Source organism: Enterococcus sp. RTP21361st1_A6_RTP21361_211029 (assembly GCF_040910045.1).
GTDB classification, from domain to species: Bacteria; Bacillota; Bacilli; order Lactobacillales; family Enterococcaceae; genus Enterococcus_D; species Enterococcus_D gallinarum.
On the sequence record NZ_JBDGBK010000110.1, the window covers coordinates 1 to 9,240 of the forward strand.

A 9,240-nucleotide genomic window follows, 5' to 3' on the forward strand; every position below is an offset into this window, starting at 1 on the left:
GCATTCGTTTTCATAAATCTATTATAAAAGAAAAGACTGTAGACATCATCCATAAAATGGACTTTGTCTACAGTCTGTTAATGCCATTTTTTAAACTTACCGAGATTTTCAGTGTAGTGTCTCTTTCATATGTTCATATCTGTAGTAATATTGCTGTTATTTCGTCTAGTTTTTTGGGAAGTAATCACTATATGATCGTAGTATTTTTAGTTTTCTTAAATAATTGATCTTTTGATATTAGTATGCTTTTGCTATAAATAGCACAATATATTTGGATATGTAGTTTTTTCTCGTTTTATAATGATAGTTATTTTTAGAAACGCATTTCTGTTTTTTGAGAATTGTTGAAATAAAAAACGAAAAGAAATATAATTCAAATTGAAAACGGTTGCTTTTTGAGGTGGGAGAGGAGGATATTAAATGTTAATTAGGAAAGATCCTATTCCGATTATTGAATCAAATCTAGATAAAATGACAGCGACGGAGAAAGAAGTAGCTTACTTTTTTTTAAAAAATAAAACAATTAACAACTTGAATACAGATTTTTTTTGTAAAGAAATTCATGTTTCAAAAGCAACTTTAACAAGATTTTCAAAAAAATGTGGGTATTCTGGGTTTACAGAGTTTCTATATCAATACCGAGAAATAATTAGAGAGAAAAGTGAGAATACTGTTTATAGGCAATGGAATCAAAACGTTTTATCAGATTATATAGAAATATTAAACAAAACATGCTCTATTATTAATGAATCTCAATTAGAAAAAATTCAAAAGATGATTTTGAGCTATCCCAAAATTTTTTTTTACGGAAAAGGAAGTTCAGCACTGGCTTTGAAAGATATGAAAACTCGATTTATGAGGTTAGGAATTATGGGTGAACTTATAGATGATGATGATGTGATTCAGTGGAATAGTCAATTAGTTGATGAAAGCTGTTTGATTATTGCTGCTTCAATATCCGGAAAAACAAAGATAGTTATAGAGTCTTTGATTACAGCTAAAAAAAATGGTGCAAAGATAATATTAATGACTACTAAAAATTTTGAAAAAAATAATTTTTGTGATGAATTATTACTGTTGGCATCAACTCAAAATCTATCACATGGAAACAGAATATCTCCTCAATTTCCTATTTTAGTGATAACAGATTGTTTGTTCTCTTACTTTTTTAAGATAGAAAAACGAAAAGATTATTATTATAAAACAATTATTCATAAGGAGGATTTACTTTGAGAAAAAACTGGACACGAGAAACTTTTTTAAAAAAAATTAAAGGGGGAGTGATTGTTTCTTGTCAGGCTTTACCTGACGAACCACTATATGAGGAAAATTTTAGTTTGATGCCTTATATGGCAAAAGCAGCTGAAGAAGCGGGAGCTGTAGGTATTCGTGCTAATTCAGTTCGAGATATTGAAGCAATCCAAAAAATAACTGAATTGCCGATTATTGGACTAATAAAAAGAGAGTATCCCCCAGAAAAACCATTTATAACGGCTACAATGAAGGAAGTAGACGAGCTTGCCGCATGTGAAACAACTGTAATTGCATTTGATGCAACAGCAAGGCTCCGACATGACGGATTAGACATCAGCGATTTTATAAAAAAGGTGAAAGAAAGATATCCTGATCAGTTGTTGATGGCAGATATCAGTACTTGTAATGAAGGAATTGATGCTATTCAAGCGGGTGCGGATTTTGTTGGGACAACTTTGTCTGGATATACTGACAGTAGTCCAAGTTTGGAAGGTCCAGATTATGAATTAATAAAACAGTTAGTTTATCAAAAAATCCCAGTTATAGCTGAGGGAAGAATTCATACTCCAGAACAGCTACAAAAAGCTTATTCTTTAGGGATAACTAGTGCAGTTATTGGAGGAGCAATAACAAGACCTAAAGAGATTGCAGAGCGATTTATTTCAGCCTTGAAGTGAAACTGTTATTGGTGAAAAGGAAGTAAAGCATTTGGGCAAGATTAATTAATTTTTATAGAATATATTGAGGTGAAAATAATGAATTTGAAAAAAATTGGAAAATGTTTAGTTTTAGCAACATCTATTGTATGTCTCGGAGCTTGTGGAAACGAGAAGAAAGACAATTCTGATAAACAGAGTTCGGAAAGTACAACAGAAATAACTTGGTGGGCTTTTCCAACGTTTACTCAAGAAAATTCTAACGATGGTGTTGGAACATATGAAAAGAAAATTATTGCTGCTTTTGAAAAAGAAAATCCAGATATTAAAGTTAAACTTGAAACCATTGATTTCACATCGGGGCCAGAAAAGATTTCAACGGCCATTGAAGCGGGAACAGCTCCAGATATCCTCTTTGACGCCCCAGGACGTATTATTGAATATGGCAAAAATGGAAAATTAGCCAAATTAGATGATCTTTTTACAGATGATTTTTTAAAGGATGTTAACAATGATCAAATTATAAGTTCATGTAAAGCAGGGGATACAGCTTATATGTATCCAATTAGCTCTGCTCCATTTTATATGGCGTTAAACAAAAAAATGTTGAAAGATGCGGGAGTTCTTGATTTGGTTAAGGAAGGCTGGACCACGGTTGATTTTGAAAAGGTGATTAAGGCATTAAAAGACAAAGGTTATAATCCGGGATCTTTCTTTGCTAATGGTCAAGGTGGAGACCAAGGTACGCGTGCTTTTTTTGCGAACTTGTATAGCAGTTCTATTACAGATGAAAATGTGACGAGATATACAACAGACTCAGAAAGTTCTATTAAGTCTATGGAAACAATAAAAAAATGGATTGATAAAGGGCTTTTAATGAATGGTTCTCAGTATGATGGATCAGCTGATATCCAAAATTTTGCGAATGGTCAAACATCATTTACTTTATTGTGGTCACCTGCACAGCCGGATACGCAAGCTAAGTTGCTAGAATCAAGTGGTGTAGAATATGTTGAAGTTCCTTTCCCGTCAGATGATGGGGTACCAGCTCTTGAGTATTTAGTGAATGGTTTCGCTGTATTTAATAATGATGATGAGAAAAAAATAGAAGCTTCGAAGAAATTCATTCAGTTTGTTTGTGATGATGAGACTTGGGGACCTAAAAATGTTATTCGGACAGGATCATTCCCAGTTAGAAGTTCATTTGGTGAACTTTATGATAGTGAACGAATGAGTACACTTTCGACTTGGACTAAATACTATTCACCATATTACAATACAATTGATGGGTTTGCAGAAATGAGAACACTTTGGTTTCCGATGGTTCAGTCTGTATCTAATGGCGATGAAAAACCATCAGAGGCTTTAAAATCATTTACTGAAAAAGCAAATGAAACAGTTAATAAGTCTAAATAGTATTTTTGAGTAATATAAGTTCCTTTCCTACTAGTTTTACAGGAATCCGTATGTTAGGAAAGGAATTTTTTAAATATTATTTTGATAGTTATGGAAGAAGGAAATTTAATGAAAATTAATAAATTAAAACTGAGAGAAACACTGGTTGCTTATGGATTTCTAGTTCCTGTTTTGATTTTTTTTATTTGGTTTGTATTGGTACCAATGATTATGGGGTTTGTAACAAGCTTTTTTCATTATACGATGACTGATTTTAGTTTCGTTGGTTTCGATAATTATATTAGAATGTTTCAGGATTCTATTTTTATGAAGTCACTTATCAATACGATTATCATTGTTATTGGTTCAGTTCCAATTGTTGTTATGTTTTCTTTATTTGTAGCAGCGCAAACCTATGACAAAAATGTGTTTTCAAGATCATTTTATCGAGCGGTGTTTTTTCTTCCGGTTGTTACAGGGAGTGTTGCTGTAACAGTTGTTTGGAAATGGATTTATGACCCTATGTCCGGTATTTTAAACTATATATTGAATGCAGGTGGAATTATTAATCAAAATATTAGTTGGTTAGGTGATAAGCAATGGGCTTTGTTAGCAATTATTATCATTTTGTTAACGACTTCTGTTGGTCAACCAATTATTCTTTATATTGCAGCAATGGGAAATATCGATAATTCTCTCTGTGAAGCAGCTCGTGTGGATGGAGCAAATGAATTTCAAGTTTTTTGGAAAATCAAATGGCCAAGTTTATTGCCAACAACTCTTTATATTGCAATCATAACAACTATCAACTCATTTCAGTGCTTTGCTCTTATTCAATTATTAACCTCGGGTGGACCAAATTACTCAACTAGTACTTTGATGTATTATTTATATGAAAAAGCCTTTAAGTTATCTGAATATGGTTATGCGAATACAATGGGTGTTTTCTTAGCAGTAATAATTGCACTAGTTAGTTTTGCTCAGTTCAAGATTTTAGGAAATGATGTTGAGTATTAGGAGGAAGATAATGATGAAAAAAAACAGGGTATCTAATATTGCAACAACTATTGTTTTAGGATTGTTGACAATCTTATTTGTTTTCCCTTTTTATTGGATTATGACAGGAGCCTTTAAGTCTCAACCTGATACAATTGTTATACCTCCTCAATGGTGGCCAATCTCCCCAACACTGGAAAATTTTAGGGCATTGATTATCCAAAACCCTGCGATGAAATGGCTGTGGAATAGCATTTTTATTTCAGTAATAACGATGTTTTTGGTTTGTGGAACTTCATCTTTAGCAGGATATGTATTAGCAAAAAAACGGTTTTATGGTCAGAAGATACTATTTTCTATTTTTATCGCAGCAATGGCGTTGCCAAAACAGGTTGTTTTGGTTCCTCTAGTACGTATTATTAACGTTATGGGAATTCATGATACACTTTGGGCAGTTATTTTACCACTAATTGGTTGGCCTTTTGGGGTTTTTTTGATGAAACAATTCTCTGAGAATATTCCGACAGAACTTTTAGAATCAGCAAAGATTGATGGTTGTGGTGAAATTAGAACTTTTATTAGTATTGCTTTCCCTATTGTAAAACCAGGTTTTGCAGCATTAGCTATTTTTACTTTTATAAATACATGGAATGATTACTTTATGCAATTGGTAATGTTGAGTTCACGTGATAATCTAACTATTTCACTTGGGGTAGCAACTATGCAAGCTGAAATGGCAACAAATTATGGATTAATTATGGCTGGTGCTGCGATGGCGGCGGTACCAATTGTTGCAGTATTCCTTATTTTCCAAAAAGCATTTACACAGGGGATTACAATGGGGGCAGTAAAAGGTTAAAGAAATTTTTGGATCAATATTTAAAAAATAATAGAAATAGTCTATGTATGACAGATAAATAAAAAACGAGATTATAAAGGAGAATGAGTGTGAATGAGAAAAAGCTAAAACTAATGAAATCTATTTTTAGTCTTGATAATAGAATCATAAAGCTCTGTGCATTTTTCTATAATTTAATGCTTTTGAATATTATTTTTGTTTTGTCCTGCCTTCCCTTAATTACAATAGGTGCAGCAAAAGCTAGTCTGTATGAAACTATGTTAGTGTTAAGAAAAGATATTACTGTTCCGTTATTAAAAACTTATGTAGGGTGTTTTAAAAAAAGCTTTAAAATGGGGACATTGCTTTGGTTGGTCGAAGCTATGATTAGTTGTTTTTGTTTACTAGATTTATTTTTGCTAAGAGAGGAAAATACTTTTTCATTTCAAATATTTAAAATTTTTATCTATTCAATGTTTTTTTTGTCTGTATTAACTTTTTTCTATGCTTATCCTATTATGATTAGATTTCAAATGAAACTAATTGCAGTCATGAAAAATAGTTTTTTGCTTACTAGTTTGAGTTTTTACTGGTCATTTTTATTTTTAGGTGTGATTCTATTGATTATATTAATTATGAATCTTTCCTTATTTAGTTTCTTACTAAGTTTGTCTGTATTTGGTATCGTTGGTTGTGCTCTTTTTACGTATGCATATCAAACCATTATAGAGTTTACCTTGAAAAAGTATTGTCAATCCAATTAGATTACTATTAAAAGTATTGAAATTTAGATGTGAATCTTTTTTTATTAATTCTTACTTGCAATATCTTATTTTTAGTAAGAAATAGCAAGTAGATGTTTTTTAATTTGCTAGACTTTTATACAATATTATAAAGAAAGGTATTTATATGATTGGGAATTTCTCACTATTATAAATAATACAAGGAAATATGAATGAATTAAGAAAGTACCACGGAATTATACCAGCTTTTTATGCATGTTATGACGAAAAAGGGGAAGTTTCTCCCCAAAGAGTTAGAAAATTAACTCAATATTTTATTGATAAAAAGGTTAAAGGACTATATGTTAATGGTTCATCTGGAGAGTGTATTTATCAAAGTGTAGAAGATCGTAAAATAGTTTTGGAAAATGTAATGGAAGTGGCTAAAGATAAATTGACGATTATTGCTCACGTAGCATGTAATAGTACGAAAGATAGTACTGTTTTAGCAAAACATGCAGAAAGCATAGGTGTTGATGCTATTGCTGCCATTCCACCTATTTATTTCCGTTTGCCTGAGTACTCCATTTCTAAATATTGGAATAATATAAGCGATGCTGCACCAAATACTGATTTTATTATTTATAATATTCCTCAACTAGCTGGTGTTTCTTTAACACCAAAACTTTATAGTGAAATGTTAAAAAATAAAAACATTATAGGAGTTAAAAACTCTTCAATGGCTGTACAAGATATTCAAATCTTTTCTGCTTTAGGTGGAAAAGACCATATTGTTTTTAATGGACCTGATGAACAATTTTTGGGTGGTCGTTTAATGGGAGCTAGAGCAGGAATCGGTGGAACTTATGCTGTTATGCCAGAATTATTTTTACAATTAAATCAGTTTATCGAAGATAGAGAAATTGATTTAGCTAAGGAATTACAATATGTAATTAATGATATTATTGCTTTAATGGTGTCATGTTATGGAAATATGTATTCTGTAGCAAAAGAAATTTTACGAATTAATGAAGAAATGGATATTGGCTCAGTAAGAGCGCCTTTAACACCATTTATTGAAAGTGATTTTGAATCTATTCGGAGAGCTGCTTCATTAATTCAATTAACAAAAGAAAAATTTATTAAGTAATCGGAGATAAAACAATGAAAAAATATGTGGTGATTGATATAGGTGGCACCATGATAAAATATGGGATAGTTGACCAAAATGGAAGCCTGATAAGAAAAAATAAAATTCCTACAGAAGCAGAATTAGGTGGACCAGGTATTCTTTCAAAAGTAATTAAGATAATTGATGAATACCAAGATATATACTTGCTTTCAGGCATTTGTTTATCTTCAGCAGGTATGGTTGATTCAGAGAAAGGAGAAATATTTTATTCAGGACCTTCTATCCCTAATTATGCTGGAACAGAGTATAAAAAAATATTAGAAAAACGTTATAGTATTCCATGTGAAATTGAAAATGATGTAAATTGTGCTGGGATAGCTGAAGTTATTTCAGGAAGTGCCAAAGGAAGTAGATCTACTCTCTGTTTAACTATCGGAACAGGAATTGGAGGATGCTTCCTTATAGATTCTGAAGTTTTTCATGGTTATAGTAACAGTGCTTGTGAGGTAGGGTATTTACCTATGGGACAAGCTAGTTTTCAGGAATTAGCTTCTACAACAACACTAGTAAAAAATGTGGCTAAAGCTCATGGGGATAGCTCAATAGAATGGGATGGATATCGTATTTTTGAGGAAGCAAAGGCAGGGAATCAAAAATGTATTGACGCTATTGATCAAATGTCAGATTTTTTAGGTCAAGGGATAGCGACAATATGCTATGTAATAAATCCACAAACTGTTGTTTTAGGTGGAGGAATTATGGTTCAAGAAGTTTTTTTAAAGAATCGTATTGAAAGAGCTTTATATAAATATTTATTGCCAACTATAGCTGAAAAAATAAATTTAACTTTTGCTCATCATGGAAATGATGCAGGGATGTTAGGTGCGTTTTATCATTTCATGAATCGCCAGAGGCCATTGAAGGAGTGTAGAAGATGATTGAAACTATGTCTTTAGATGAAATGAGAAGGTATAAAGGTCGTCAAACTTTGCCTCCAGATATGGATGCTTTTTGGAAAAATCAAATAAAATCGGTTGCAGAGATTCCGTCATATCAATTGAATTCGTGTGATTTCAATTTAGAGTTTGTAGATTGTTATGAATTGATATTTAATGGAAATAATGGTTCTAGCATTTATTCTAAATGTCTATTTCCAAAAGGGGTAAGCAAAGCCCCAGTAGTATTCTATTTTCATGGTTATCAAGGACAAAGTCCTGATTGGACAGAAAATCTAAAATTTGTATGTGCTGGTTATGCAGTAGTGTGTATGGATGTAAGGGGACAAGCGGGTAAATCACAAGATTTAGGGAACTTCAATGGAATGACAGTAAAAGGGCAAGTTATTCGTGGGGCAATTGATGGACCAGAACGTCTGTTTTATAAAGATATATATTTGGATACGTATCAATTAGTGGAGATAGTAGCTTCATTAGATTTTGTAGATGAAACCATGCTATTAACTTACGGTGCTTCACAAGGAGGTGCATTAGCTTTAGTATGTGCTGCTTTAAATAATCGAATTAGTAAAACAGTAGCAGTGTATCCTTTTCTTTCAGACTTTAAGCGTGTATTGGAATTGGGAAATAATTGCGAACCCTATGATGAATTGTTTAGATATTTTAAATTTTCGGATCCATTGCATCAAACAGAAGAAAAATTTTTGAAACATCTTTCCTATATTGATGTGAAAAACTTAGCTCATATGATTCAATGCCCTATAATGATGATAACCGGATTAGAAGACAATGTCTGCCCACCATCTACTCAGTTTGCTATTTATAATCGTATTAATACAAAGAAAGAGATAATTGTATTGCCAGAATATAGTCACGAAGGAATGAATGTATTTATCAATGATTTAGTTTATGATTATCTATTTGGTTCAAAAATTTTTAAGAAATAGAAATTATAAACCAAGTTATTAAAAATTGGTTTTATGAGTTACTAAGATTCTCAATTCAATTTAAGTAGTTTTTTCTAAAAACATTTTTATATGCTAGCAATTGGATAACAGTCAAAAAAATCCTTTATCTAATATGAGATTGGTAGCTACCTATCAGTACGAAAAGAGTTTTTGGCTCTTTGTTAGTAGGTAATGATGAGTTATAAGATATTTAATCTGGGTCAGAATGAACTTCATTCTGGCTCAGATTTTTTCTTATTTACTGATTAAAAAGGCTCTTTGTCAATAAGGACTGATGGGTTGTACAAAATCAAATCTGGGTCAGAATGAACCTCATTCTGGCT

General features: G+C 31.7%; 9 protein-coding genes. All 9 read left to right on the top strand.

Annotated features, from left to right (window positions below; all coding sequences use genetic code 11):
- Positions 1 to 420 precede the first annotated feature (420 nt).
- The 9 genes from AB5Z52_RS14725 (at position 421) to AB5Z52_RS14765 (ending at position 8,896) form a co-directional block, all read left to right on the top strand.
- Positions 421 to 1,233 carry a MurR/RpiR family transcriptional regulator gene (locus AB5Z52_RS14725; protein ID WP_368243894.1) on the top strand — a complete coding sequence of 271 codons (813 nt, stop codon included), beginning with the start codon at positions 421 to 423 and terminating at the stop codon, positions 1,231 to 1,233.
- Positions 1,230 to 1,931, top strand: coding sequence for an N-acetylmannosamine-6-phosphate 2-epimerase (locus tag AB5Z52_RS14730; RefSeq protein WP_368243897.1), 702 nt, complete (start codon positions 1,230 to 1,232; stop codon positions 1,929 to 1,931). The genes AB5Z52_RS14725 and AB5Z52_RS14730 overlap by 4 nt, the downstream gene beginning before the upstream one ends.
- 78 nt (positions 1,932 to 2,009) lie before the next feature.
- A complete protein-coding gene (locus tag AB5Z52_RS14735) occupies positions 2,010 to 3,326 on the top strand; it encodes an ABC transporter substrate-binding protein (RefSeq protein WP_368243900.1) in 1,317 nt (438 codons plus the stop codon).
- A 108-nt stretch (positions 3,327 to 3,434) separates the two neighbouring features.
- Positions 3,435 to 4,322, top strand: a complete 888-nt coding sequence (locus AB5Z52_RS14740) for a carbohydrate ABC transporter permease (protein WP_368243903.1) — start codon at positions 3,435 to 3,437, stop codon at positions 4,320 to 4,322.
- Between the two features lie 13 nt (positions 4,323 to 4,335).
- Positions 4,336 to 5,160, top strand: a complete 825-nt coding sequence (locus AB5Z52_RS14745; RefSeq protein ID WP_368243917.1) for a carbohydrate ABC transporter permease — start codon at positions 4,336 to 4,338, stop codon at positions 5,158 to 5,160.
- 89 nt (positions 5,161 to 5,249) lie between these two features.
- Positions 5,250 to 5,903 carry a DUF624 domain-containing protein gene (locus AB5Z52_RS14750; RefSeq protein ID WP_368243906.1) on the top strand — a complete coding sequence of 218 codons (654 nt, stop codon included), beginning with the start codon at positions 5,250 to 5,252 and terminating at the stop codon, positions 5,901 to 5,903.
- A gap of 187 nt (positions 5,904 to 6,090) precedes the next feature.
- Positions 6,091 to 7,011: a dihydrodipicolinate synthase family protein gene (locus AB5Z52_RS14755; protein ID WP_368243909.1), complete on the top strand. Its 921-nt coding sequence runs from the start codon at positions 6,091 to 6,093 to the stop codon at positions 7,009 to 7,011.
- Positions 7,012 to 7,025: 14 nt separating this feature from the next.
- The gene (locus tag AB5Z52_RS14760) at positions 7,026 to 7,931 is read left to right on the top strand and encodes an ROK family protein (RefSeq protein WP_368243911.1); all 906 of its coding nucleotides are present in this window, start codon (positions 7,026 to 7,028) and stop codon (positions 7,929 to 7,931) included.
- A complete protein-coding gene (locus tag AB5Z52_RS14765; protein ID WP_368243914.1) occupies positions 7,928 to 8,896 on the top strand; it encodes an acetylxylan esterase in 969 nt (322 codons plus the stop codon). The genes AB5Z52_RS14760 and AB5Z52_RS14765 overlap by 4 nt, the downstream gene beginning before the upstream one ends.
- Positions 8,897 to 9,240: the final 344 nt, after the last annotated feature.